This is a genomic window from Tepidimonas taiwanensis, assembly GCF_020162115.1.
Classification (GTDB): Bacteria; Pseudomonadota; Gammaproteobacteria; order Burkholderiales; family Burkholderiaceae_C; genus Tepidimonas; species Tepidimonas taiwanensis.
Genome location: NZ_CP083911.1, coordinates 1,339,420 through 1,364,915, shown reverse-complemented (window position 1 = coordinate 1,364,915; position 25,496 = coordinate 1,339,420). Strand labels below are relative to the sequence as shown.

The 25,496-nt window shown below is 69.2% G+C and carries 23 protein-coding genes, 1 pseudogene and 1 riboswitch; of the genes and pseudogenes, 16 read left to right on the top strand and 8 right to left on the bottom strand.

The features are described from left to right. Positions 1–65 precede the first annotated feature (65 nt). Complete coding sequence (gene hrpA / locus LCC91_RS06250) at positions 66–4,151, top strand: ATP-dependent RNA helicase HrpA (protein ID WP_224441046.1); 4,086 nt, start codon at positions 66–68, stop codon at positions 4,149–4,151. A gap of 25 nt (positions 4,152–4,176) precedes the next feature. On the opposite strand, the gene LCC91_RS06245 is transcribed toward hrpA, so the two are convergent. The 4 genes from LCC91_RS06245 to lptF all read right to left on the bottom strand — a co-directional run bounded on the left by LCC91_RS06245 (position 4,177) and on the right by lptF (position 8,657). Beyond that, entirely contained in the window at positions 4,177–5,394 is a 1,218-nt protein-coding gene (locus LCC91_RS06245) for a pyridoxal phosphate-dependent aminotransferase (protein WP_052231640.1), read from the bottom strand. Positions 5,395–5,473: 79 nt separating this feature from the next. Beyond that, positions 5,474–6,418: a CysB family HTH-type transcriptional regulator gene (locus LCC91_RS06240; protein ID WP_043701821.1), complete on the bottom strand. Its 945-nt coding sequence runs from the start codon at positions 6,416–6,418 to the stop codon at positions 5,474–5,476. A gap of 20 nt (positions 6,419–6,438) precedes the next feature. Continuing rightward, the gene (gene lptG, locus LCC91_RS06235) at positions 6,439–7,548 is read right to left on the bottom strand and encodes an LPS export ABC transporter permease LptG (protein ID WP_043701912.1); all 1,110 of its coding nucleotides are present in this window, start codon (positions 7,546–7,548) and stop codon (positions 6,439–6,441) included. Next, the gene (lptF, locus tag LCC91_RS06230) at positions 7,545–8,657 is read right to left on the bottom strand and encodes an LPS export ABC transporter permease LptF (protein ID WP_043701825.1); all 1,113 of its coding nucleotides are present in this window, start codon (positions 8,655–8,657) and stop codon (positions 7,545–7,547) included. The genes lptG and lptF overlap by 4 nt, the downstream gene beginning before the upstream one ends. Positions 8,658–8,687: 30 nt before the next feature. Here lptF and LCC91_RS06225 point away from each other — a divergent pair, with 30 nt between their 5' ends. From LCC91_RS06225 to LCC91_RS06210, 4 genes are all read left to right on the top strand, one after another. Then, positions 8,688–10,193: a leucyl aminopeptidase gene (locus LCC91_RS06225; protein ID WP_043701828.1), complete on the top strand. Its 1,506-nt coding sequence runs from the start codon at positions 8,688–8,690 to the stop codon at positions 10,191–10,193. Positions 10,194–10,201: 8 nt separating this feature from the next. Next, a complete protein-coding gene (locus tag LCC91_RS06220; RefSeq protein ID WP_052231641.1) occupies positions 10,202–10,690 on the top strand; it encodes a DNA polymerase III subunit chi in 489 nt (162 codons plus the stop codon). Further along, complete coding sequence (locus LCC91_RS06215) at positions 10,677–11,024, top strand: hypothetical protein (RefSeq protein ID WP_143897383.1); 348 nt, start codon at positions 10,677–10,679, stop codon at positions 11,022–11,024. The genes LCC91_RS06220 and LCC91_RS06215 overlap by 14 nt, the downstream gene beginning before the upstream one ends. Before the next feature lie 123 nt (positions 11,025–11,147). Next, positions 11,148–12,329 (top strand): branched-chain amino acid ABC transporter substrate-binding protein, encoded by a 1,182-nt coding sequence (locus LCC91_RS06210; RefSeq protein ID WP_143897395.1) that lies wholly within the window; start codon positions 11,148–11,150, stop codon positions 12,327–12,329. Positions 12,330–12,457: 128 nt separating this feature from the next. Here the strand turns inward: LCC91_RS06210 and LCC91_RS06205 are convergent, their stop codons facing one another. Then, entirely contained in the window at positions 12,458–12,814 is a 357-nt protein-coding gene (locus LCC91_RS06205) for an SWIB/MDM2 domain-containing protein (protein WP_043701834.1), read from the bottom strand. A 234-nt stretch (positions 12,815–13,048) separates the two neighbouring features. Here LCC91_RS06205 and rraA point away from each other — a divergent pair, with 234 nt between their 5' ends. Beyond that, positions 13,049–13,558, top strand: a complete 510-nt coding sequence (rraA, locus tag LCC91_RS06200; protein ID WP_043701837.1) for a ribonuclease E activity regulator RraA — start codon at positions 13,049–13,051, stop codon at positions 13,556–13,558. On the opposite strand, the gene LCC91_RS06195 is transcribed toward rraA, so the two are convergent. From LCC91_RS06195 to LCC91_RS06185, 3 genes are all read right to left on the bottom strand, one after another. Further along, complete coding sequence (locus LCC91_RS06195; protein ID WP_043701840.1) at positions 13,537–14,349, bottom strand: sulfite exporter TauE/SafE family protein; 813 nt, start codon at positions 14,347–14,349, stop codon at positions 13,537–13,539. The two genes, rraA and LCC91_RS06195, sit on opposite strands and share 22 nt — an antisense overlap. A 284-nt stretch (positions 14,350–14,633) precedes the next feature. Next, entirely contained in the window at positions 14,634–14,987 is a 354-nt protein-coding gene (locus LCC91_RS06190; RefSeq protein ID WP_043701916.1) for a cell division protein ZapA, read from the bottom strand. A gap of 11 nt (positions 14,988–14,998) precedes the next feature. Continuing rightward, positions 14,999–15,208 carry a hypothetical protein gene (locus tag LCC91_RS06185; RefSeq protein WP_043701842.1) on the bottom strand — a complete coding sequence of 70 codons (210 nt, stop codon included), beginning with the start codon at positions 15,206–15,208 and terminating at the stop codon, positions 14,999–15,001. A gap of 36 nt (positions 15,209–15,244) precedes the next feature. Next, positions 15,245–15,490: riboswitch (cobalamin riboswitch) on the top strand. 131 nt (positions 15,491–15,621) lie between these two features. Between LCC91_RS06185 and LCC91_RS06170 the strand changes: the two genes are divergently transcribed. The 10 genes and pseudogenes from LCC91_RS06170 (at position 15,622) to LCC91_RS06125 (ending at position 25,492) form a co-directional block, all read left to right on the top strand. Next, positions 15,622–17,376 (top strand): TonB-dependent receptor domain-containing protein, encoded by a 1,755-nt coding sequence (locus tag LCC91_RS06170; RefSeq protein WP_052231647.1) that lies wholly within the window; start codon positions 15,622–15,624, stop codon positions 17,374–17,376. Positions 17,377–17,382: 6 nt separating this feature from the next. Beyond that, complete coding sequence (locus tag LCC91_RS06165; protein WP_390612121.1) at positions 17,383–18,744, top strand: cobyrinate a,c-diamide synthase; 1,362 nt, start codon at positions 17,383–17,385, stop codon at positions 18,742–18,744. Positions 18,745–18,778: 34 nt separating this feature from the next. Next, positions 18,779–19,444, top strand: a pseudogene (bluB, locus tag LCC91_RS06160) (5,6-dimethylbenzimidazole synthase); the annotation flags it as partial. Positions 19,445–19,507: 63 nt separating this feature from the next. Then, entirely contained in the window at positions 19,508–20,329 is an 822-nt protein-coding gene (locus LCC91_RS06155; RefSeq protein ID WP_043701922.1) for a cobalamin-binding protein, read from the top strand. Then, positions 20,307–20,885, top strand: a complete 579-nt coding sequence (locus tag LCC91_RS06150; protein ID WP_043701844.1) for a bifunctional adenosylcobinamide kinase/adenosylcobinamide-phosphate guanylyltransferase — start codon at positions 20,307–20,309, stop codon at positions 20,883–20,885. The genes LCC91_RS06155 and LCC91_RS06150 overlap by 23 nt, the downstream gene beginning before the upstream one ends. Further along, the gene (locus LCC91_RS06145; RefSeq protein WP_082007627.1) at positions 20,882–21,817 is read left to right on the top strand and encodes an ABC transporter substrate-binding protein; all 936 of its coding nucleotides are present in this window, start codon (positions 20,882–20,884) and stop codon (positions 21,815–21,817) included. Before LCC91_RS06150 ends, LCC91_RS06145 begins: the two co-directional genes overlap by 4 nt. Next, entirely contained in the window at positions 21,817–22,887 is a 1,071-nt protein-coding gene (locus tag LCC91_RS06140) for a FecCD family ABC transporter permease (RefSeq protein WP_043701847.1), read from the top strand. Before LCC91_RS06145 ends, LCC91_RS06140 begins: the two co-directional genes overlap by 1 nt. Further along, complete coding sequence (locus LCC91_RS06135; RefSeq protein WP_143897384.1) at positions 22,884–23,711, top strand: ABC transporter ATP-binding protein; 828 nt, start codon at positions 22,884–22,886, stop codon at positions 23,709–23,711. Before LCC91_RS06140 ends, LCC91_RS06135 begins: the two co-directional genes overlap by 4 nt. A gap of 37 nt (positions 23,712–23,748) precedes the next feature. Next, on the top strand, positions 23,749–24,768 hold the full coding sequence (gene bioB / locus LCC91_RS06130; protein ID WP_143897396.1) for a biotin synthase BioB: 1,020 nt from the start codon (positions 23,749–23,751) through the stop codon (positions 24,766–24,768). Positions 24,769–24,814: 46 nt separating this feature from the next. Further along, the gene (locus LCC91_RS06125) at positions 24,815–25,492 is read left to right on the top strand and encodes an energy-coupling factor ABC transporter permease (protein WP_043701852.1); all 678 of its coding nucleotides are present in this window, start codon (positions 24,815–24,817) and stop codon (positions 25,490–25,492) included. Positions 25,493–25,496: the final 4 nt, after the last annotated feature.

Here is a 25,496-nt window from a genome sequence, read left to right as displayed (position 1 = left end):
TGGACAGCCGACGCCGTGGGCAGACGACGCCAAAGGGGGAGCCCGATCGGGATAATCGCGCGGTCATGTCACAAAACGTAGTGTGCCATCAGCCGGCAGTGTCGCCGGTGATCGAGTTTCCCGAACAACTGCCCGTTTCCGCCCAGCGCGCCGCGATCGAGGCGGCGCTGCGTGACCACCAGGTCATCGTGGTGTGTGGCGAAACGGGCTCGGGCAAGACGACGCAGCTGCCCAAAATCGCGCTGGCGATGGGGCGTGGCGGCGGGATGGATTGGTGCCCGCAGCCGGGCCAGCGGCGTCCACTCATCGGTCATACGCAGCCGCGGCGGCTGGCGGCGACGTCGGTGGCGGCGCGCATCGCCGAGGAGACGCAGACCCCGCTGGGCGCGCTGGTCGGCTACCAGATCCGCTTCCACGACCGGCTGCAGCCGGGCGCGGCGATCAAGCTGATGACCGACGGCATTTTGCTGGCCGAGACGCAGCGCGACCCGCTGCTGCGCGCCTACGACACACTCATCATCGACGAGGCGCACGAGCGCAGCCTCAACATCGACTTTTTGCTCGGGTACCTGAAGCAGCTGCTGCCTCAGCGGCCGGACCTGAAGCTTATCATCACCTCCGCGACGCTCGACGCCGAACGCTTTGCGCAGCATTTCGCCTCCACCAGAGGGCCGGCACCCGTGATCCACGTCAGCGGCCGCACTTACCCGGTGGAGATCCGCTGGCGGCCGTTCGAGGACAGCCGTGACTACGGGCTGGAGGAGGCGATTGCCGACGCCGTCGACGAACTCTGGCGCGGCGGCGCGCACGCGGGCGATATTCTGGTGTTCCTGCCGGGTGAGCGCGAGATCCGCGACGCGGCCGACCACCTGCGCCGGCACCTGTCGCACCAGCCGGCGCTGCGCGACACCGAGGTGCTGCCGCTGTACGCGCGCTTGAGCGCCGCCGAGCAAAGCCGCATCTTCCACCCCAGCGGGCGGCGGCGCATCGTGCTGGCCACCAACGTGGCGGAGACGTCGCTGACGGTGCCGGGCATCCGTTACGTGATCGACTCGGGGCTGGCGCGCGTCAAGCGCTACAGCCTGCGCAGCAAGGTGGAGCAGCTGCTGGTCGAGCCGATCAGCCAGGCGGCGGCCAACCAGCGCGCCGGGCGCTGCGGCCGCGTGGCCGAAGGGATTTGCATCCGGCTCTACGACGAAAAGGACTTCGCCGCGCGGCCGCGCTACACCGACCCGGAAATCCTGCGCTCGTCACTGGCCGGGGTGATCCTGCGCATGAAGTCGCTGGGGCTGGGCGACGTGGAGGCGTTTCCGTTTCTGGAGGCCCCGTCGCGCCGCGCGATCACGGACGGCTACCAGCTGCTGCAGGAGCTGGGGGCGCTGGACGAGCGGCTCGCCCTGACCCCGCTCGGGCGGGAGCTCGCGCGCCTGCCGCTGGACCCGCGCGTGGGGCGCATGATTCTGGCTGCGCGCGACCGTGGCGCGCTGGCCGAGGTGCTGGTGATTGCCAGCGCGCTGAGCGTGCAGGACGTGCGCGAGCGTCCGCTGGAGGCGCAGGCCAAGGCCGACCAGGCGCATGCGGCGTTCGACGACGAACGCAGCGAGTTCGTCGGTATCCTCAAGCTGTGGGACTGGCTGGAGAAAGCTCGCGGCGGTGTGCACGCGCCGGGTGAGCCGCCGACCCACCGGCTGTCCAACCGCCAGTACGAGGCGCTGCTGCGCGAGCGCTTCATCCACCTGCGCCGGCTGCGCGAGTGGCGCGACGTGCATCAGCAGCTGCACACGGTGGCGGCCGAGCACGGCTGGAAGCCCAACACGCAGCCCGCGACCTACGAGCAGATTCACCTCAGCCTGCTGGCCGGGCTGCTGGGCAACGTCGGCTGCAAGCACGAGACGGAGGACGTCTATGTCGGCGCGCGCGGCATCAAGTTCGTGCCGCACCCGGGCGCGCGGCTGAAAAAACGCCCCGGCCGCTGGGTGCTGTGCGCGGAGCTGGTGGAGACCACGCGGCTGTTTGGCCGCGGCATCGCCACCATCGAGCCGCAGTGGATCGAGGAGGTCGGCGCGCACCTGATCCGCCGTCAGGTGGGTGACCCGCACTGGGAAAAGCGCAGCGCCGAGGTCGTTGCCCACGAGCGTGGCACGCTCTATGGCCTGACCGTGTACAGCCAGCGGCGCGTGTCGTATGGCCGCATCGACCCGACAGCGGCACGCGAGATCTTTATCCGTGAGGCGCTGGTGGCGGGGCTGACCGAGGACACGTGGGACACGCGCCTGCCGTTTTGGGCGCACAACCGCCGCGTGCTGCGCGAGGTGCAACAGCTCGAACACAAGGCGCGGCGGCAGGACGTGCTGGTCGACGAGGCGCTGATTTACGCCTTTTACGACAGCCAGATCCCGCCCGAGGTGTGCAGCGGGCGCGATCTGGAGCGCTGGTGGCGCGAGGCGTCGCGCACGAACCCGCGGCTGCTGATGCTGTCGCGCGAGGAGCTGATGCGGCACGAGGCGGCGGGCGTGACCACCGACGCCTACCCGCCGGTGGTGCGGCTGGGGGGCGTGGACTGCCGCGCGCACTACCTGCACGAGCCGGGCGACCCCCGCGATGGCGTGACGGTGGACGTGCCGCTGTTTGCCCTCAACCAGGTCAGCCCGGAGCGCTGCGAGTGGCTGGTGCCGGGCCTTTTGCGCGAGAAAGTGCTGGCGCTGCTCAAGAGCCTGCCGCAAAAGCCGCGTGCACGGCTCGTGCCGTTGCCGCAGACCGCGCAGGCGATGGCCGACGCGCTGCTGGCCCCCGACCGCTGGGCGCAGGGGAGCCTGCTGGATGCGGTGCTGCAGCAGGTGCGCGAGCGCACGGGGCTGCCGGTGCAGCGCAGCGATTTCAAGCTCGAGACGGTGCCGGCGCACCTGTGGCTGAATGTCCGCGTCGTCGACGAGCACGGGCGGCAGTTGGCGATGGGCCGCGACCTCGCGGCGCTCAAAGCCCAGTGGGGCGCGCAGGCGCGCGGGGCATTTCAGGCGCTGGCGGCGCTCAAGCTCGGCGGCGGGGCGTCCGGTGGTCAGCCCGGCTGCGGCGGGGCGGGTGGCGCGCCAGCCCGCCCGACGCCCGGGGGCACCGCTGCCACCGCCGCGGGGGCACGGTCCGTGGGCGGCAAGCCCGCAAGCGGCGACGAGACGGGGGCGCAGGGCACGGCGGGGACGGCACCCGAGCCGACAGGCGGGCGGGCAGGGCAAGGGGCACGGCCGGGGTCTGCAGCGGCAGCGCCTGCCGCTTCACCCCCCGACACCGCCGCGCTACCCGATGCGAACGCGCGCCACACGCGCTGGGACTTCGGCCCGTGGCCGGAGATCATGGAAATCCGCCAGGGCCAGCAAACGCTCATTGGCTACCCGGCGCTGATCGACGCGGGCGATGCCGTGACGCTGGCGGTGTACGACGAGCCGGAGGTCGCAGCGCGTCACCACCGCCAGGGCCTGCGGCGGCTGTTCGCGCTGCAGCTGCGCGACACGCTCAAGGCACTGGACAAGGGCCTGCCCGATCTGCAAAAGACCGCAGTGCTGTACATGCCGCTGGGCACGCTGGAGGAACTGCGCGCGCAGATCGTCGACGTGGCGCTGGAACGCGCGTTTCTGACCGCGCCGCTGCCCACCGACGCGGCGACGTTCGAGCTGCGGCTGCAGGAAGGGCGCAGCCGCTTCGTGCTGATCGCGCAGGAGGTGGCGCGGCTGGCCGCGCAGGTGCTCACCGAGTGGGCGGCCGCACAGCGCAAGCTGCGCGACGGCAAGCCACCCGCGGCCACTGCGGCGGACGAGCAGCAGCACCTGCTGCGCCTCGTGGGCAAGCACTTCCTGCGCGACACGCCATGGGAGCAGGCGGTGCACCTGCCGCGCTACCTCAAGGCCGTGCAGCTGCGGCTGGACAAGTGCCGCGCCGATCCGGCGCGCGACGCCGCGCGGCTTAACGAACTGCGGCCGCACGAGCAGCGCCTGTGGCGGCTCATCGCCGAGCGCAAGGGGCAGTGGGACGCGCGCCTGATGGAGCTGCGCTGGATGCTGGAGGAGCTGCGCGTGAGCTTTTTCGCGCAGGAGCTGCGCACGCCGTACCCGGTCAGTGTCAAGCGGCTGGAAAAGGTGTGGGCGCAGATCGGCGGCTGAGCGGCGTGATCGGCGGGTAGGGCGGTCACAACCGTGCCAGCCGGGCGAGCGCCGCGTCCAGCGTCTCATCGCGCTTGGCAAAGCAGAAGCGCACGACGTGCTGGTCGAACCCGTCGCCATAGAACGCCGACAGCGGAATCGCCGCGACGCCCACTTCGCGCGTGAGCCACTCGCAAAACGCGGCCTCCGGCAGGTCGCGCTCCGGCACGGACAGGCCGCTGTAGTCCACACACTGGAAATACGTGCCCTCGCACGGCAGCAGCCGAAAGCGCGTGCGCGCCAGCCCGGCGCGGAAGCGGTCGCGCTTGGCCTGGTAAAAGGCGCTCAGGCCCAGGTACGGCGCGGGATCGGCCAAGTACGCTGCCAGTCCGTGCTGCATCGGCGTGTTGACGGTGAAGACGTTGAACTGGTGGACCTTGCGGAACTCGGCCATCAGCGGCGCGGGGGCCAGTACGTAGCCGACCTTCCAGCCGGTGACGTGGTAGGTCTTGCCGAAGCTGCTGACGATGAGCGCGCGCGCCGCCAACCCCGGGTGGGTGGCCAGGCTGTGGTGCGGCTGCCCGTCGTAGACCATGTGTTCGTACACCTCGTCGCTGATGAGCCAGACGTCGGTGTCGGCGACGAGGTCGTACAGGCGTTGCAGGTCGTCGGCGCGCCAGACCGTGCCGCTGGGGTTGTGCGGGGTGTTGACGAGGATGGCCCGCGTGCGCGGCGTCAGCGCCGCGGCGATGCGGGCGAAATCGGGCCGGAACGTCCCCGGTGTCAGCGGCACGCGCACCACGGTGCCGCCGGCGAGCTCGATGTTGGGGACGTAGCTGTCGTAGCAGGGCTCCAGCACGATGACCTCGTCGCCCGGGTGCACCAGGGCCAGGATCGCGGTCAGGATGGCCTGCGTCGCGCCGGCCGTTACGGTGATCTCACGGCTCGGGTCGTAGCGGTGGCCGTAGATCGCCTCGACCTTGCGCGCGATACCTTCGCGCAGCACGGGCACGCCGGCCATCGGCGGGTACTGGTTGTGGCCGGCCTGCATCGCCGCCGTCACCGCCTGGATCAGGCGCGGGTCGCAGTCGAAGTCCGGAAACCCCTGACCGAGGTTGACCGCGCCCACCTCCTGCGCCAGCGCGGACATGACGGTGAAGATCGTCGTGCCGACGTGGGGCAATCGGCTGGCCAGCGCGGGGGTGCGGGGCGGGATCGGCAGGGCCTGGGCGTGTCGCGGCGCAGGCAAGTTGGGGGCGTTCATGTAGGTCGTCCGGGCGTGTCGGGGCTCACAACGGGAGGGTCATCATGTGCGCGCGGCGGGGCGGCGTTCGGTTGCCGGGTCACAGGCGGTCGTCGTGGCCGCCGCCCTCCATCGCGCGCAGGATCAGCTCGCGCGAGAGGCGGTCGCTCAAAAATTCGGCAAAGCGCAGCACGAACTGGCGCAGGTAGGCCCCGCGCTTGAACGCGACGCGCGCCACGTTTTGACCGAACAGGTGGCCCGCCGGGCGCGCGATCAGGTCGGGGGAGCGCTCCTCGCCCTGGACGGCCATCTCCGCGACGATGCCCACGCCCATGCCCAGGCGCACATAGGTCTTGATCACGTCGGAGTCGATGGCCTCCAGCACGATCTGCGGCGTCAGGCCCCGCTGGGCGAACGCCTGGTCGATGCGCGTGCGGCCGGTGAACGTGGGGTGGTAGGTGATGAGCGGCTGGGCGGCCAGGTCGTCCAGTCCGATTTGCTCGCGCTCGAGCAGCGGATGGCCGGCGGGCAGCACCAGCGCGTGCTGCCATTCGTAGCAGGGCAGCGTCACCAGATCCTCGTAATGCGCGAGCGACTCGGTGGCGATGCCGATGTCGGCCACGTCGTCCAGGACCCAGCGCGCCACCTGGTCCGGCGATCCCTGGTGCAGGCGCACCCCCACCTTGGGGTAGGTCTGGCGCAGCCGCGCCACCGGCGCGGGCAGCACGTAGCGCGCCTGCGTGTGTGTGGTCGCGATCGAGAGTGTGCCGCTGTCCTGCGCGGCGTACTGCTCGCCGATGCGCTTGAGGTTTTGCACCTCGCGCAGGATGATTTCGATGCTGCGCACGACCAGTTGCCCGGGCTCGGTCAGGCGCTTGATGCGCTTGCCGTGGCGGGCGAAGATGTCGATGCCGAGCTCGTCTTCCAGCTCCAGGATGGCCTTGGAGACGCCGGGCTGCGAGGTGTGTAGCGCCTTGGCCGCCTCGGTAAGGTTGAGGTTGCGCCGCACGGCCTCTTGCACGAAGCGGAACTGGTGCAGGTTCACGTCGGGGCTCCGAGGGATGGTCAGCGGCGCAGCACCAGCCAGCCGAAGGCCAGCAGCGACAGCAGCAGGTACAGCGCCGACGGCGCCCCCGCGGCCAGCCACGGCTGCCAGCCCTGCAGGTTGCCGATGTGGCCAAAGATAGTGTTGATGAGGAAGAAACTGATGCCGATCATCACGCCGGCGAAGACATAGGCCGACAGGCCCTGATCGCGGAAGTGCAGGTAGGCGAACGGCAGCGCCAGCACCACCATGACGATGCAGCTCAGCGGGTAGAGCAGCTTGCGCCAGAACTCGATTTCGTAGCGCTGGGCATTTTGAGCGTTGGCCTGCAGGTGCTGCACGTACTGGAACAGGTCCAGCGTGCGCATGCGCTCGGGCTTGAGCAGCGCGACGTGCAGCATGTCCGCCGTCAGCGTGGACGGCCAGTCGAACGTGGGCAGGGCCTCGCGCGGGGCCTGCTGGGGATCGTCGAGGCGCTGCCGCTCGACCCCCTGCAGGCGCCAGACGCCGGCGTCGGGGTCGATGGTCCCACTGGCGGCGCGCAGCGTCTCGCGCACGCGCCCTTGTTCGTCGAAGACGAACAGCCGCACGCCGCGCAGCGTCCCGTCCGGCGCGAGCGCGCGCACGTTGACCGCGGTGTGGGTGCCGTCGCCGCGTTCGCGCAGCCAGGCGCCGGTCTGGCCGATGCTGATCGCGCCGCGGTATTGCGCCTTGTGCAGCTGTCCGTACCGCTCGGCCACCGGGGCGACATAGTCGCCGATCAGGAACGTGACGACCGCGAAGACGGCCCCCAGCGCCGCCACGAGCCGCAGCGCGCGCGCCGGCCCCAAGCCGCTGGTGCGCAGGATCGTGAACTCCGAGTCGCGCGCCAGCCGCGCCAGCGCGTACACGGTGCCGATCAGCACGGCGATCGGCATCAACTCGTAGGTGCGGCTGGGCAGCAGCAGCGCGACCGTCAACAGAGCGTCGTCGATACCGTAGCTCGCCCCGGCGCGGGTCAGCGACGGGCGGCCGAGGTGGGACAGCTCGTCGATCAGGTCGAAAAACGAGAACAACGCCAGGAACGCGAGCAGCACGAACACCACCGCGGCGGCGATCTCGCCGTAGATGAGGCGGCGCACGATCCTCATGGCGCGGCCTCCGCCATCCGTGCGCGCGCGAGCCGAGACCACAGCGGTTGCTCGCGGTGCAGCAGCCACAGCCACGCCGCCAGCGCCACGCCCCCGTGCAGCGCGAGCATGAACGTCCCCGCCCCGACACGGCCGCGCGCGATCCAGTCCTTGCCGACGCCGAGCAGGTTGTAATACGTGACGAAGGCGAGCAGCATGAACAGGGTGTTGCCGCTCTTGCCCAGGCGTGGGTTGGCTGCAGCCACGGCCACCGCCAGCAGCGCGAGGTTGATGGCACTCAGCACCAACCCGGCGCGCCACGCCAGTTCACCGTGGCTGGCGGGGCTGCCATCCCGCAGCAGCACCCACGTGGGCTGGGCACTGCGCCTCGCGCTGTCCGTCGGTGCCGCGCTCGCGCCCTCCACCCGCAGCCAGTAGCGCGCAAACTCGCTCATCTGCAGCGCGCCATCGGCGTCAGGGTCGGTCGGCCGCCACAGCCGCTGCCCGTGCTCCAGCACCAGGTAGGTGCCACCCTCCTGCGTCACCACCCGGGCGCTGCGCGCCGTGACGATGCTCTCGCCGCCGTCGCGCTCGCTACTGGCGATGAAGACGTTGCGTCCCTCCCGGCCGCCGTTCGTGTCGCGGTCGATGAAAAAAACGCGTCGTCCGCCGCTCGACTCCTGGAACTGCCCGGGCGTTACCCGCTCGAGGTCCCCACGCTGCTCGTAGCGCGCGCGCATCTCGTCGCGCTGCTGCTGCGCCCACGGCGCAACCCCCAGGGTCAGCACGGCGACCGCCAGCCACACGGGCCACGCGAACCGCGCCACCGGCCCCAGAAAGCGCCCCAGCCCCACGCCGCTCACGTGCCAGATCACCATCTCGCTGTCGCGGTACAGGCGCGACAGCGTCCCGACCGTGGCGATGAACAGCGCCACCGTCAGCACGAGACCCAGCTGCCCCATCAGCGCGTAGGTGAGAAACAGCACCAGGGTCTGCGGGTCGACCTCGCCGCGGCTGGCCTGGCCGAGCGTGCGCACGAGCAGCATGGTCAGCACGACGGTCAGCATCACGACCAAGGCGGCGCCGAAGCTGCGCGCCAGTTCGCGGCGGAGCGAGGATTCGAATAACATCGACGGCAAAGGCTAACGACAAACCGCATTATGGACTTCCGACTGCAGACCCTCACGCCGCACGAAGCGGCTTCCCTCGACGCCGACGCGCTCATCCTGCTGTGGCCCGACGCCTGGGACCGGGCGGACGCGGCACGCGCCGATGTCCTGACCGTATGGGGCCGGCAGGCGCTGGCCGACGGCGACGTGGGGGCCGAGCCGGGCAAATGGCTGGCGGCGCACCGGCTGCCCGGTGTGCGCCCGCGCCGCGTGGTGCTGGTGCGCTGCGGTGACGGCAGCGCCGCGGCGGTGCGCAAGGCGACCGCCGCGGCGTGGGCCGCGCTGGAAGGCGCGGCACCGGTGCGCTCGCTGGTGCTGTGGGTGGGGGACCTGCCGGCCGCGGCGCTGTCGGCCACGGTGCTGGCGCTCGCGGCGGTGACCTACCGTTACACCTCGACATTGTCGCAACCCAAGCCGCGCGCCCTGCAGACCGTGACGGTGGGGGTGACGGAGGCCGACACGCGGCGTGCCGCGTTCGAGGAGGCGGTGGCGATCGCGCACGGTCAGGAGCTCGCCCGCGAATGGGCCAACCGGCCGGCCAACCACTCGACGCCGGCGCTGCTGGCCGAGGCGGCGCAGGCCCTCGAAGGGCGCGGCATCGACGTCGAGGTGTTGGGCCCGAAGGAGGTGGCCAAGATCGGCATGGGCGCGTTCCTGGCCGTGGCGCAGGGGTCGTCGCAGCCGCTGCGCTTCATCGTGCTGCGCTACCGTGGGGCGGCCAAATCGGTGCCCCCGGTGGCGTTGATCGGCAAGGGGATCACCTTCGACACCGGGGGGATTTCGCTCAAACCCGCGGCCGAGATGGACGAGATGAAGTTCGACATGAGCGGCGCGGCCAGCGTGCTCGGCACCTTCGAGGCGCTGGCGCGGTTGCGGCCCGCGATCAACGTCGTCGGCCTCATTCCCGCGTGCGAGAACATGCCGGGAGGCGGTGCGGTCAAGCCCGGTGACGTCGTGCGCAGCCTCAGCGGCCAGACGATCGAGATCCTCAACACCGACGCCGAAGGGCGGCTGATCCTGTGCGATGCGCTGACCTACGCGCGGCAGCGCTTTGCGCCACGGGCGATGATCGACGTCGCGACGCTCACCGGCGCGTGTGTGATCGCGCTGGGGCACGTGCGCTCGGGCCTGTTCGCCACCGACGAGGGGCTCGCACAGGCGCTGAGCGCGGCGGGCGACGCGGCGGGGGATCCGTGCTGGCGCATGCCGCTCGACGACGAGTACGGCGAGGCGTTGAAGTCGCCGTTCGCGGATGTCGCGAATGTCGGCGGGCGCGCGGCCGGCGTGGTGACGGCCGCCAAATTTCTGCAGCGCTTCGTGGGCGACGTACCGTGGGCGCACCTGGACATCGCCGGCACCGCGTGGAAAAGCGGCAAGGACAAGGGGGCGACGGGGCGGCCGGTGCCGTTGCTGGTGCGCTACCTGCTCGATCAGGCCGCCTCGGCCGCCGCTCCGGAGAAGGCCGCGGCGCGCACGGGCCGCCGTCGGCGCGGATGAGGGCGGCGATGGAGGTCGCGTTTCACCTGAATGTCCCGGCGGCGTGGCCCGAGCGCAGCAGCTACCTGTGCCGTTTGTTGGCCAAGGCCCACGCCAGCCGTGCGCGCGTGTGGGTGGTGATCGCCGAAGGTGAGGCGGAGCCGCTCGACGTGGCCCTCTGGGCGTTGCCAGAAAACGACTTCGTGCCCCACGTGCGCAGCGGCGAACCGGCGCTGCTGCTGCGTCACTCGCCGATCGTAATCGCCACACCTGGGGACGCCGTTGCCGGTGAGCGCTCGGTTTTGGTCAACGCGCAGTCGCAGTGGCCCGCCGTGCTCGACGCGACTGCCGCTTTCAAGCGCGTTATCGAGGTCGTCTCTGACGACGAAAATGACAAAGCCGCGGCGCGTCAGCGCTGGCGGCGCTACCAGGCGATGGGGCTGACGCCCGTGGTCTACGACCGTGCGGCGCGTCCTCCTCGCGCCGCAACCGGAGAAAATCGGCATGTTGAACGGTAACCGCAAGCCCCCTGCCGTGGTGCCCACCTTGACCGATGTGGTCGATAGCTTCGCGGTACAGGAGGGTCCGGCTCCAAAGTCCGCGGCGTTTGCACGCGCTCCGGCGGGGGAGTCCCCCCAGCGCGCTACCGACGTGGACGTCGATGCCGTCGTGGACCAGTTGATGGCACGCTGGAACGATGAGTTGGAGTTGCGTGTCGCGTTGGCGTTGGAAGTTTGGTGGGAGCGTCAACGGCGGCGCTGCGCGCGTCGGGTGGCAGCGGCGGTGCGGCGGGAGCTGGCGACCGATTTAAAGGCCGTGTTGCGTGGCACCCTAGGGACAACCCGTAAATGACGGGTTCGGCGGGGGTGTTCAAGCAATGCGCCTTGTTTTTTCGTGTATCGTAAAGCTCCGTGCGGAAAGTTCCGTGTTGCGCACACCGTTCAACCATTCGTTTTGATGAGGGTATCCATGCAGATGCAATACAAACTGGCCATTGTCGCTGCCGCTGCTGTCGCGCTGGCGGCCTGTGGGAAGAAGGAGGAAGCCCCCTCGGCGGCGGCTCCCGCACAGGGCCCGGCCGTTGAGCAGCTGGTCGTCAAGATTGGTCACGTCGGCCCCACCAGTGGCCCGATCGCACACCTCGGCAAGGACAACGAAAACGGCGCCCGCATGGCGATCGACGAGCTCAACGCCGCCGGTATCCAGCTCGAAGGCAAGCCGGTGAAGTTCGAACTGCTGGCCGAAGACGACGCCGCGGACCCGAAGCAGGGCGTGGCGGCGGCGCAGAAGCTGGTCGACGCCAAGGTGCACGGCGTGATCGGTCACCTGAACTCGGGCACGACCATCCCCGCGTCGCAGCTGTACAACGCGGCTGGCATTCCGCAGATCTCGCCGTCGGCGACCAACCCGAAGTACACCCGCCAGGGCTTCAACAACGTCTTCCGCGTGGTGGCGGATGACACGCATCTGGGTGGCACGCTGGGTAAGTACGCGATCCAGAAGCTGGGCGCCAAAAAGGTGGCCGTGATCGACGACCGCACCGCCTACGGCCAGGGTGTGGCGGATGAGTTCGAGAAGGGCGTCAAGGCCGCCGGTGGCGAGGTCGTCGACCGCGAGTTCACCAACGACAAGGCGACCGACTTCAATGCGATCCTGACCAAGATCAAGGCCAAGCAGCCGGACGTGATCTTCTTCGGCGGCATGGACGCGGTGGCCGGCCCGATGCTCAAGCAAATGAAGCAGCTCGGCATCAACGCCAAGTTCATGGGCGGCGACGGCATCTGCACGAGCGAGCTGCCCAAGCTGGCCGGCGACGGCATGGCCGACGAGCAGGTCTACTGCGCCGAGGCCGGTGGTGTCGAAGGCGAACAGAAGGCCGGGATGGACAAGTTCCGCGCCGACTTCAAGGCCAAGTTCGGCACCGACGTGCAGGTCTATGCGCCGTACGTGTATGACGCCGTGCACGTGATGGTCAAGGCCATGCAGAACGCCAACTCGCCCGACCCGGCCAAGTACCTGCCGGCGCTCAAGGCCATCAGCTACAAGGGTGTGACGGGCCAGATCGAGTTCGACGAGAAGGGCGACATCAAGAACGGCGCGCTGACGCTCTATACCTACAAGGGCGGCCAGCGTTCGGAGATCGCGGTCATCCGCTGATCGGCGACATGCCAGCAAAAAGCCCCGCTGCGGCGGGGCTTTTTGTTGCCCAGTCGGTTTATGTGTTTACCCGACCGGACGCTGTGTCATCGGCCGGGTACCCGCGGCGGGGCCGGCCGGTCATGGTCTCACGACAGGTGCGTGCTGATGATCTTGGTCATTTCGAACATCGACACCTGCGGCTTCTTCAGCACGGCCTTGAGCTTGGCGTCGGCGTTGATCATGCGCTTGTTGGTGGCGTCCTGCAGCTTGTTGTTCTTGATGTAGTCCCACACCTTCTTGGTGACCTCGGTGCGCGGCAGCGGCTTGGCACCCACGATGGCCGCCAGCTCAGCGCTGGGCGTCATCGGCTTCATGAAGGCCGAGTTGACGGCCCGCTTGGGCGCCGCGCTGGCCTTGGCCGCCGGCTTGGCGGTCGCCTTCGCAGCGGGCTTGGCGGCGGCGGTGGACTTGGCAGAAGTGGCAGCTTTTTTTGCAGTGGCCATGTGGAGATTTCCTTCGGTTGGTTGCAAGCTCGCCACGGAGCGCCAGGCGCTCGCATGGATAAGCGCATCGTATCCGCAAAGCGGCGATTTTTCCAGAGTGCAGAAGGGCTTTTGCGCCGTGGGTCGGGTTTTCCCCGGTAGGCGGGCCGGGGGGCGTTGCGCGGAACCGACGTCTGGCGCATGCCCTGGACGTGTGTTCTATGATGCGCGGCGGTTTCAACGGCGATGACCCCAATGGCAACGACTTTGTCTTTTTCCACCTGTGACCTGTGCGATGCCCACAAGGGCGACCTGGACGGGCGCTTCCGCGTGCTGCCCCCGGTATTTCGCGATTTCGGGGCGATGCCCCACTTCGCAGGGCCGGTCAGCACCGTCAAGTGCCACGAGGACAACAGCCTCGTGAAAGCGGCGCTGGACGAACCGGGGCGGGGCCGCGTGCTCGTCGTCGATGGCGGCGCATCGCTGCGCCGTGCGCTGGTGGGCGGCAACTTGGCCGCGGCGGCGGCGCGCAATGGCTGGGCGGGTATCGTCGTCGATGGCTGCGTGCGCGACGTGGCCGAGCTCGCGGTGGCGGCGGTGGGGATCCGGGCCCTGGCGGCGATGCCGCTGCCGACCGACAAGCGCGGCCAGGGGCTGCGCGATGTCGCGGTGCAGATCCAGGGGGTGTGGGTGCGGCCCGGCGATTGGCTCTACGCCGATGCGGACGGCATCGTGGTCGCGGATCAGCCGCTCCACGCCTTGTAAGCCATGCTGGCCGCGAGAGCATAGAGCAGCAGGGCGAAGGCACGCTTGAGCGTGGCCACCGGCAGGGCGTGCGCGACACGCACCCCCACCGGTGCCATCAGCACGCTGGCGCTGGCGATGACCGCGAGTGCCGGCAAGAAGACGAATCCGAGCGAACCCGGCGGGCGTCCCGCGACACCCCAGCCGGACCATATGTAGCCGATCCCGTTGGCCAGCGCGATCGGAAACCCCAGGGCGGCGCTGGTCGCCACGGCCTGATGCATCGGGACGTTGCACCAGGTCATGAACGGCACGCTGATGAACCCGCCGCCCGCGCCGACCAGGCCCGACAGAAACCCGATCGCGCCGCCCGCGCCCCACTGGCCGGCGGGACCGGGCAGCCCACGGGTCGGTTTGGGTTGCCGCGCCAGCAGCATCTGGGTCGCGGAGAAAGCCACGAAGGCGGCAAAGAACAGCGCCAGCCAGCGGCCTTGCACGACGCGGAATACCCCGGCGCCGGCGAGCGCGCTCCCGAGCACGATGCCCGGTGCCAGCCGCGCGACCAGGTCCCAGCGTACCGCGCCCCGGCGGTGGTGCGCCCGCACGCTGGAGATGGACGTGAACACGATCGTGGCCATCGACGTGGCGATCGCCATCTTCACCGCGAGGTCGGCCGACACGCCCCGGTGGCTGAGGATGAAGGTGATGAACGGTACCAGCATCATGCCGCCGCCGATGCCGAGCAGCCCCGCCAGAAAGCCGGTCACCAACCCCAACGCGACGAGTTCGGCAATCAGCAGGGGATCGAGCATGACGGGCGGAGGCGATGCGCACGGAACCACCGGCGCACGACGAGGCGGGCGGTGGCGCGTGGTTCGAAGGCGATGGGTGTCCGCCACACCGCCGGACCGGCATCCTGAACACGGGGTTCAGGTGGGCGAGGGCAGCGCGGCTTCGGGTTCGTCTGACGCGAGACGATCGCGCCCACCGCGCGATGTACCAAGCCCGGGCTCAATGAGCATTGGTTCAAGGAATATATGGCCCGGCGGATGGCGGACAACCCCATTGTAAGCCCTCGTTGCCCCGGCAGGCGGCGTCACAGCAACCGGTCGTCGGCTGCGAGGGCGTCGTCGATGCGCGCCACCAGCGCCCGCAACGCTTCCTCCGCGGCGGCGGAAAGCGCGGGTGCCGCTGCCGTGTCAGCGCCCTCGGGCGTGCCGAAGGACGACGGGCGAAACGCCGGCGCCGCGTCGCGCTGCGACGCGTCGAAGGCGATGTTGAGCGCGGCGAGCACCGCGATGCGGTCGCGCGCCTTGACCTTGCCCGCGTCGCGGATGCGGCACATCGCGGCGTCGACTTTGGCCACCGCTTCGCGCAGCGCCTCCTCGCCGTCCACGGGACAGGCGAGCAGGTAGGTCTGGTTCATGATCTGGACTTCGACCTGCTTGATCGCGGGCGGGGTCATCGGGGCGGCTCCTCCGTGGCCAGGCGCGCGATCAGCGCGTCCAGCCGCTGGCGCGCGGCCTGGCACTGCGCGCGCAGGTGATCGCGCTCCTGCGTCAGGCGCTGCACCTCCTGTTGCAGCAGTGACTGCGTGCGCAGCAGTTCCTGATGGCGCAGCAGCAGCCGGTCGACGCGCTGGGCGAGTTCTTCGATGATGACGGGCGTCATGACCCGTGCATTGTAGGCTTTGCGCAAGGCGCGGCGCTACAATGGGCCGCTGTTGGTGCTCGCGGTGCGGTTCTCGCGCCGCAGTTAAACGGGAAGCTGGGGGGTGCGCCGCCGTCGGCGGTCACCTAACCAGCGCTGCCCCCGCAACGGTAAGTGGACGGACACGCCCCCTGTGGGGGGTCCCGCTTTCGCCCGTCGGCCACTGGATGCCCCGCGCATCTGGGAAGGCCTGCGAAGGTCGCTTCCACCAGCCCGGATACCGGCCAACGGGGTGGCATGTGCCTCATCTCTTTGGGGTCGTGCCGTGTCGAGCGTACACCGTCGGGGTGAACGGTGGGGCTCTTTCACTGCTGCCTTTCGCCATGTTTCAGTTGAAAGCCGGGGTCCGTGCGTGTTTGTGCGCATGGGGTGTCGTGGGTTCTGCTCTGGCGCAAACGGCGCTGCCACCGACCGTCGTGGTGGCCAATCGCGCCGAACAGCCGTTGACCGATGTCCTTGCCGATGTCGCGATCATCGACCGCGCCACCCTCGAGGCCAGCGGGGCCGCGGGGGTGGCCGATGTGCTGGCGACGCTGCCGGGGATCGAGATCGCGCGCAATGGCGGCGTGGGCAACACCACCAGTGTGTTCATCCGCGGCGCCGAGTCGCGCTTCGTCGCGGTCTTCATCGACGGCGTGCGGGTGGACTCGCAGTCCACCGGCGGCGCGACGTGGAACGCCATTCCGTTGGCGTTGATCGACCGCATCGAGGTCGTGCGCGGGCCGGCTGCCGCGGTGTACGGGTCGGATGCGCTGGCCGGCGTGGTGCAGATCTTTACCCGGCGTGGCGACGGTGGCTGGCGGCCCAGCGTCGAGGTCGGCGCAGGCAGCGACGGACTGCGGCGCGTTCAAGCCTCCGTCGCGGGCCGCCAAGGGGACTGGGACGCCGCGGTGGCGGTGCACGGTGAGCGCAGCGACGGCTTCAACGTCCAACCCGCAGCCAATCCCGATCGGGACGGGTACCGCAGCCACGGGGTCAGCGCGAGCGTCGGTTGGGCCGTGGCCAATGGTCACCGGCTGGAGGCGACGGTGGTGGAGCAGCGCCTGAAAGCCGAGTACGACGGCTTCAGGTCGACCGTGCAAGACTGGTCCGTCCACGACTTGCGCACCGTGGGACTTCGCTGGTCGGCGCAGTGGAGTTCCGAACAGCGCTCGGAACTATCGCTGGGGCGGGGGACCGACCGCTACGAGACGCGGCCGTCGCCATACGTGACCGAAACCGACGTGACGACGGCACTGTGGCGCCATGAGTGGCTGCTCGGCGCTCACCGCTGGCAGGTGCTGCTGGAGCGGCGTGAAGACGATCTGCGCAACAGCTCATTGGCGGGCGGGCGCGGCCAGCGGCATCAAAGCGGTGTCGGACTGGGATGGGGCTGGCAGGCCGGCGCCCATGCGGTGCAACTGAATGTGCGGCACGACGACGACAGCGAATTCGGTGGGGAGACGACGGGTTCGGCTGCTTACGCGTGGCGTTTTGCGCCGGGGTGGAAAGCCCGCGCGGGAGTGGGCACGGCGTTTCGGGCGCCGACTCTGTACCAACGCTTCAGCGAGTATGGATCGGCCGGCCTCCAGCCGGAGCGGGCGCGCAACGCCGAAGTGGCGCTGGAGTACGCGCGCGATGGCTGGCAGGCCGGGTTGGTCGCCTACCATGCGCGGGTGCGCGACCTGATCCAGTTTGGCGCGGCGGGGCCTTGTGCCAGTGCCTACGGTTGTTACGAAAATGTCGGCCGCGCGCGGTTGCGTGGCGTGTCCCTGCGGGGCGGCATGCCGGTGGCGGGTGGGCGAGTCGAAGCGTCGGTCGACTGGAGCGATCCGGAAAACGCCGCAACGGGAAAACGGCTTGCCCGGCGAGCGGCGCGTTCGGCGAAGCTGCAGTGGACCCAGCCGCTGGCGACGGGGCGGTTGGGTCTCGAGTGGCAGGTGGCGGGTGAGCGCTTTGACAACGCGGCCAACACCACGCGTCTCGGTGGCTACGGCGTGGTCAACCTGAGCTGGCGGCAACCGGTGGCGCGGGACTGGGCGCTGCTGGCGCGCATCGATAACCTGGGTGACAAGGCCTACGAGACGGCCCGCGGCTACGCGACGGGTGGGCGGCAGGTCTATGTGGGCCTGAGCTGGACACCCCGCTGATCGGCCGTGGACGCACTGCAACGCCCCGCCGTACTCATCGCGGCCCCGGCCTCCGGCCAGGGCAAGACGAGTGTGGCCGCAGGGCTGGCGCGGTTGTGGACGCGCCAAGGGTGGCGGGTGCGGGCGTTCAAGTGCGGGCCGGATTTTCTGGATCCGCAGTGGCTGGCGTTGGCGACCGGGCAACCGGTAGACAACCTCGACCTGTGGATGAACGGCGAGACCGATGTGCGCGCCCGCCTGTGGCGGGCTGCGCAGGCGGCTGACATCTTGCTGATCGAGGGCGTGATGGGGCTGTACGACGGCCAGCCCAGTGCGGCCGATCTGGCGCTGGCCTGGGATTTGCCCGTGCTGGCGGTGGTGTCGGCGGCGTCGATGGCCGGCACGTTCGGGGCGATCGTCCACGGCTTGCGCCATTACCGGTCTGGGCTGCGCTGGGTGGGCGCACTGGCCAACCGCGTGGCTGGCGAGGCGCATGCGGCGATGCTGCGCGCCGCGGTGCTGGGTGGTGGCGAAGCGGTGACCGATGAGGAGGCCGTGGCTCGCGGGTGGTTGGGGGCGCTGCCGCGCACGGACGTGGTGGCGCTGCCCGAGCGGCACCTGGGTTTGACGCAGGCTGCCGAGCTCTCCGACAGCGTCGCGCGGCTCGATGCGTTGGCCGATGCGTTGGCCCAGACACCGTTGGGCCGTATGTCACGTGCCGCATGGCAGCGTTGGTCGGTGCGGTTGACACCGCCGATGCCGACGCCGCTGGAGCCGGTGTTGGCGGGGCGGCGCATCGCGGTGGCGCGTGATGCAGCCTTTTCATTCATCTATCCCGCCAATGTGCAGACGCTGCAAGACCTCGGTGCCCAGGTGCTGTGGTTTTCACCGCTGGCCAACGAGCCGTTGCCAGACTGCGACGCGGTGTGGCTGCCCGGTGGTTACCCCGAGTTGCACGCCCCGGCGCTGTCGGCGGCGCGGATCACGCGCGATACGCTGGCCGCCCATGTGGCGGCGGGTCGGCCGCTGTGGGCGGAGTGCGGTGGAATGTTGGCATTGTTGGAGGCGCTCACACTGGCGGATGGGACGTGTGTGCCGATGTGGGGGATCTTGCCCGGGCGGGCACGCATGCAACCGCGGCTGGCTGCGCTGGGGATGCAGGCATGGTCGACGCCGCAGGGGGAGTTGCGGGGGCACACCTTTCATTACTCGGCGCTGGAGACTTCTTTGACGCCCGTTGCCCACACGGTGCCGCCGCAGGGGGGGCGCCGCGCTGAGGCGGTGTATGCGCACGGCAGTGTGCACGCGAGTTACTTCCACGCCTGGTTTGCGTCGAATCCGGCTGCGGTGGGCTGGTTGTTTAGGGGAGGCGATGGGCGGTGCATTTGAATTTGCCGGGGACGGCACGCAGGCTGGCACGCACATGGTCGAGCCCGCGGGTGGGGCAATGGCGTGGCCGTTGGCGCAGCGCGCTGCGGTTTACCGGGCGATTTTCGAGCGGCGCGATATGCGGCATTTTGCCGGGGGCGAAGTGGCGACGGCCGTTTTGCATCGCTTGCTGCTGGCGGCGCACCACGCGCCCAGCGTCGGCTTCATGCAGCCGTGGCGGCTGATTCGCGTGCGCGACGCGGCGCTGCGGCAGCGCTTACACGCTTTGGTGGAGCAGGAGCGACAGCGCACCGCCGAGGCCCTCGGTGAGCGTGGGGCTGCGTTTTTGCGGCTCAAGGTCCAGGGTATTTTGGACGCGGCGGAAGTGTGGGTGGTGGCACTGGCCGAGGGGCGTGAGTCGCACGTCTTTGGACGGCGCACGATGCCGTTCATGGATGTGGCGTCGGCGGCGTGTGCGATTCAGAATATGTGGCTGGCAGCGCGGGCGGAGGGCGTGGGGCTGGGGTGGGTGTCGATTTTCGAGCCCGCGGCTGTCGCCGCCGTGTTGGACATGCCCGCGGGTGCGCTGCCGATCGCCATCCTGTGCTTGGGGCCCGTCGAGCGGTTTGACGATGCGCCGATGCTGCAACAGGCGGGGTGGGCGCAACGGCTGCCGTTGGCTGAAGTGGTGTTCGAAGATCGCTGGGGGCGGCCGTGCGCGTGGGTGGGGCGGGCCCCGAACCCCAGGGATTTGGTGGCCGCTGTACAGCCCGGCTGCGCGGACATGGGGCCGCGGCGCATCGTATGTTTGACGGAAGAGACGACCGAATGGCTCTACCTGCTGGGGCAGGAGCACCGCATCGTCGGCATCAGTGGCTACACGGTGCGGCCCCGACGTGCGCGGCAGGAGAAGCCCCGGGTCAGCGCTTTTTTGTCGGCCAAGATCGATCAGCTCCTGGCCCTCAAGCCCGACCATGTCTTCGGGTTTTCGGACCTGCAGGCCAATATCGCCGCCGAGCTGATCCGAGCCGGGGTGGCGGTGACGGTGTTCAACCAGCGCAGCGTCGAGCAAATTTTGGCCATGCTGGCGCAAGTGGCGGCGCTGGTGGGGTGTTCCGATGTCGCTGCGGGCCACTTGGCGGCGATGCGTGCCCGCTTGCAGGGTATGCAGGAGGCGGTGGCGCAGCGACTGGCCGCGGGACAGCGGCGCCCACGCGTGTATTTCGAGGAGTGGGATGAGCCGCTCATCAGTGCGATCCGCTGGGTGTCGGAGTTGATCGGCATCGCCGGAGGCGAGGATATTTTTCCCGAGCTGGCCACGCAGCCGCACGGCAAAGACCGCATCGTTCACGATCCGCAAGAGGTGGTGCGCCGGGCCCCCGACGTCATCATCGGCTCGTGGTGTGGCAAGAAGTTTCGTCCTGAGCGGGTGGCGCAGCGTCCCGGCTGGTCGGACATCCCGGCCGTGCGACACGGGCAGGTGTTCGAGATCAAGTCGGCGGATATCTTGCAGCCGGGGCCGGCGGCGTTGACCGACGGGGTGGAGCAGCTGCACCGCATCATCACCGAGTGGATGGATCGCCATGGCCACGATCGCACGGTCTGAGTTGATCCTGGGCGGGCAAAAAAGCGGCAAGTCGCGTCGCGCCGAGGTGTTGGCGGCGCAGTGGCTGGCGATCGACGCCGCACACCGCGCCGTGTTGGTGGCCACCGCCACCGCGGCCGACGCCGAGATGCGCGAGCGCATCGAGCGGCACCGGCGTGAGCGCTCGCAACGGGTGCCCGAGCTGTTGACGGTGGAGGAGCCGCTGGCGCTGCCGCGCGCGATCGAGGTCCACAGCGCCGGGGATGTGCTGCTGGTGGTGGATTGCCTGACGTTGTGGCTGAGCAATCGGCTTTTTCCGCCGTCGGGCCAGCCGCTGCCCGAGGGGGGGCAAGCGGCCGATGCCGCCATCGAGGCGTTGTTGGGGGCGTTGGCAGCGGCGCGCGGGCCAATCGTTTTGGTCAGCAATGAGATCGGTCTGGGAGTGATTCCGCTGGGCCCGCCGGTGCGTGCCTTTGTCGATGCGTTGGGCACGCTCAATCAACGGGTGGCGGCGGTTTGTGAGCGGGTGACCTGGATGGTGGCAGGGTTGCCGATGACGCTGAAGGGGCGGCCATGACGCTGGGGGTGGGGTGGCGCGATTGGCACCGCAAGCGCCCGAATGCGCGCGCATGGCGGGCGTGCTGGCTGGCGGTGTGTTGGCTGGCACTGGCCCCACTGTTGCGTGCACAAGTCGTGGTCACCGACGATCAGGGGGTGAGCGTGCGGCTGGCGCAGCCGCCGCAGCGTATTGTGAGCCTGTTGCCCTCGCTGGCCGAGACCGTGTGCGAGCTCGGGCAATGCCACCGGCTGGTGGGTGTGGATCGCTACACGAATTGGCCAGCGGTTTTGCGCGATGTGCCGCGCGTCGGGGGCGGTTTGGACCCTCACATCGAGCGAATCGTTGCGCTGCGGCCCGATGTGGTCTTGCTGGCCACGTCGTCGCGCGCCGGAGAGCGCTTGCGTGCGCTGGGCATCCCGGTGGTGGCGCTGGAGCCCAAGACGCATGCGGACGTGCAGCGGGTTTTGCTCCGGATCGGCGCGTTGTTGCAGGTGTCCGATCCATTGCGCGTGTGGCAGTCCATCGACGCCGCGGTGACGGCCGCGGCGCGCTCGCTGCCCGATCATGCGCGGGGGGTGCGTGTGTATGTGGAGGTCAGCCCCGGGCCTTATGCGGCCGGTGAGGCGTCTTTCATAGGCGAGACCCTGGCCCGGCTGGGGGTGCGCAACGTGGTGCCGGCCTCGATGGGGCCGTTCCCCAAGCTCAACCCCGAGTGGGTAGTACGCGCCGATCCGGACGTCATCGTGGTGGGGGCGCGCAGCGCGGTGGATTTGCTGCAGCGTCCGGGCTGGGGTGCGATGCGCGCGTTGCGCGGCGGGCATTTTTGTGTGCTGACGCCCGCGGACAGCGATGTGCTGTTGCGGCCAGGTCCCCGCATGGGGGAGGCGGCCGCGATCCTGGCGCGTTGTCTGGCGAGCAAGGCACCGCGGGATCCAGGGGGGCGGTCGTGATGCGGTTGCTTGCGCCGTCTCGTCTGCTGCTGTTGTTGAGCGCCACAGCGGTAGTGTTGCTTGGGCTCGGGGTATGCGTGGGCAGCACCGGGTTCGACAGCGTGTCGGTGGTCATGTTGGGCCGCGATGTCTCTGACGAAGCGGCCGCCGTGGCGCGGCAGATTGTGTGGGACATTCGTCTGCCGCGCACGGTGGGGGCGTGGTTGGCCGGCGCGCTCTTGGGGTTGGCGGGGGCTATCGCCCAGGGCTTGTTTCGCAACCCCTTGGCCGACCCGTACTTGCTGGGCAGTGCGGCCGGTGCGTCGCTGTTGGTGGCGTTGACGCTCGTGGCGCTGGGCAGCGCGGCGCAGGTGGATGCGGCAGCGTCGGTGCTCAGCCCGATGTCGGGTGTTTGGGGTGGCAACGTGTGGGCACGGCTGGGCTTGACCGGTGCGGCCTTCTTGGGGGCGGTGCTGGCGGTGGTGTTGACCTTGGTGCTCTCGCGTGGCACGCAGCACACGGTGCGCCTGTTGCTCGCAGGGGTGGTGGTGGGGGTGGTGCTGGGGGCGCTGACGCAGCTGGTGTTGTTGCTGGCACCCGATGCGCTGCAGGCCATGCAGGCCTTTTTATTGGGCTCAACAGGGTTCGTCGGATGGACGGCGGTCGCGCTGATGGGTGGGGCGTGGCTCGTGTGTTTGTCCGTTGCGTGGGCGCTGGCGCGCGTGCTGGATGGTCTCGGCCTTGGAGAGGCGACGGCGCTCAGTTTGGGGCTGCCGCTTGAGGCAGCGCGCTGGGCGTTGGTGGCGGTGTTGGCGCTGGCGACGGGGGCCGCGGTGGCGCAAACGGGCTTGATCGCGTTTGTGGGGTTGGTTGCACCACATCTGGTGCGTGCGTTGGCGCGTTGCACCCACGGGTGGCTTGTGCTGTTGGCCAGCGCCATGGGCGGGGCGTTGTTGATGGCGGCCGACACACTGGCGCGGTGGGTGGTCGCGCCGCAAGAGTTGCCGGTCGGGGTGCTCACGGCGGCGGTGGGTGGCGGCCATCTGCTATGGCTGATGGGGCGCGGGGCCGTCGGGAGGTCGATGGGATGACCGATGTGTGGGCGCGGGACGGGGACTTGGCCTTGGAGGCCCACGGGGTGAGCGTGCGGGTGCACGAGGCAACGGTTTTGCACGATGTCTCCTTGGGCGTGCCGCGCGGTCGTTGGACGTGTGTGGTCGGCCCCAACGGAGCCGGGAAGTCCACGCTGCTCAAGGCGCTGGCCGGTTTGGTGCCGCACGCGGGGACGATCACGTTGCTGGGGCGGCCGTTGTCGGTGTGGCCGCGGCAGCAGCGTGCACGCACGCTCGTTTGGATGGGGCAGGGGGAAGCCAGCGCAGACGATCTGACGGTGTGGGATGTGGCGATGCTGGGGCGCTTGCCCTACCAGCGCTGGATGCAGCCCCCCAGTGCCGTGGATCGCTTGGCGGTCGAGCACGCCTTGCGTGCGACGGGGGCATGGGCGTGGCGCAGCCGGGCACTGGGTCAGCTCTCCGGTGGTGAGCGCCAACGCGTACTGCTGGCGCGGGCGTTGGCGACGCAGGCAGCGGTGCTGTTGATGGACGAGCCGCTGACGCACCTGGACCCGCCGTACCAGGCGGATTGGCTGGCGCTGGTGCGATCCCTGGTGGCCCAAGGCAAGACGGTGGTGAGTGTTTTGCACGAGATCAACATGGCGCTACAGGCCGACGTCTTGGTCATCGTGGCGGCGGGCCGTGTGCTGCACCAGGGGGCCAGCAGCGACGCCGCGACGCACCGGGCGCTCGAGCGCGTTTTCGAGGGGTGTTTGCAGGTGCTGCAGCTGCCACAATGCCGCATCGCCGTGCCCGTGCGGGCAGGCGCATCCACCCATGCCCACCACTCAACTGGAGCTTGACCGTATGTCCAACACAGAGACTGAAAACGTCGTCACCATGGTGCAGCGCCGCGACGCGGCGAATCGAGCCGACGGTGTGTACACCGACGGTGGCGCGCAGCGCTGGTCGGTGCAGGCCGTCGAGGCGCTGCTAGATTTGCCCCTGCCCGAGCTGATGTACCGCGCGCAGACGGTGCACCGGCAATTCCACGATCCGCTGCGCATGGAGTTGGCCACGTTGTTGTCGGTCAAAACGGGAGGGTGCCCAGAGGACTGCGCATACTGCCCGCAGTCGGTGCACCACCCCACGGGGGTCAAGGCCACCAAGTTGATGTCGGCGCATGAAGTGCGGCAAGCGGCGCGTGCGGCCAAAGCGTCGGGGGCCACGCGGTTCTGCATGGGGGCCGCCTGGCGGGCACCGAATGACCGGGATCTCGACAACGTCGCCGCGTTGGTGGAAGTGGTCAAGGCCGAGGGGTTGGAGGCTTGTTGCACGCTGGGGATGCTGACGCCCGCGCAGGCAGGGCGGCTCAAAGCGGCGGGGCTTGACTACTACAACCACAACCTGGACACGGCCCCCGAGCTCTACGGCCACATCATTACCACGCGCGACTACGAGGACCGGCTCAACACGTTGCGCCACGTGCGCGATGCGGGTATCCGCGTCTGTTGCGGTGGCATCGTCGGTATGGGCGAGTCGCGGCGGGGACGCGCGGGGCTGATTGCACAGCTGGCCAATCTGGACCCCTACCCCGAGTCGGTGCCGATCAACCAACTGGTGAAGGTCGAGGGCACGCCGCTGGCCGAACAGCCAGACCTCGATCCATTGGAGTTCGTGCGTACCGTGGCGGTGGCACGCATCACCATGCCGCGGGCCAAGGTGCGGCTGTCAGCGGGACGCCGCCAGATGCACGAGTCCACGCAAGTCTTGTGTTTTCTGGCGGGGGCGAATTCGATTTTTTATGGCGATCGGCTGTTGGTCACTGGCAATCCTGACGTTGCCTCCGATCGCTCGTTGCTCGAGCGTTTGGGCATGTCCTGCGACGCCCCGTCGGCACAAGGCAAAGCGGTTTTTTAACCCGGACGTCCGTGATGGCGTCCATCGCACACAAGGAGGTCAGACCATGCACATCGAACCCGGAGTCGTGGAAGGCGGCAAACTCGTCCTGGGCTATGCCACCGGTGCGGCCGCGCTGGCGTACGCGGCGCGGCTGGCGTGGCAGACAGCACGTCAGGAGGGATGGGGGGCGTTGCTCGCGCGCGCGGCGATTGCCACGGCGTGCGTTTTTGCGTTTTTTGAAATTCTGCCCACCAAACCGGTCGGGGTTTCCGAGGTGCACCTCATCTTGGGCAGCACCCTGTTGTTGATATTGGGGGTGGGACCAGCCGCCGTCGGTCTGGCCGCGGGGCTGTTGATCCAGGGGCTGTTTTTCGTGCCGGAGGATTTGCCGCAGTACGGCATGAACGTCACGACGTTGTTGGTGCCGCTGTTTGCCATTCATGCGCTGGCGCGCCGCATCATCCCGCCGCAGACGCGCTATGTGGACATCCGCTACGGCCAAGCGCTCCAGCTGTCGACGGCTTATCAAGGGGGCATCGTCGCGTGGGTGGCGTTTTGGGCGCTGTACGGCCACGGTCTGGAGGCGGAGAATTTGGCCAACGTGGCGCGCTTTGGTGCGGCCTACATGACGGTGGTGTTGCTCGAGCCCCTGGTGGACTTGGGGGTGCTCTGGGTGGCCAAGCAGTGGCACCGGTTGCAGGGGACGCGCTGGGTGGAGCCGCGTCTGTACCGCGGGGCGTGATCGA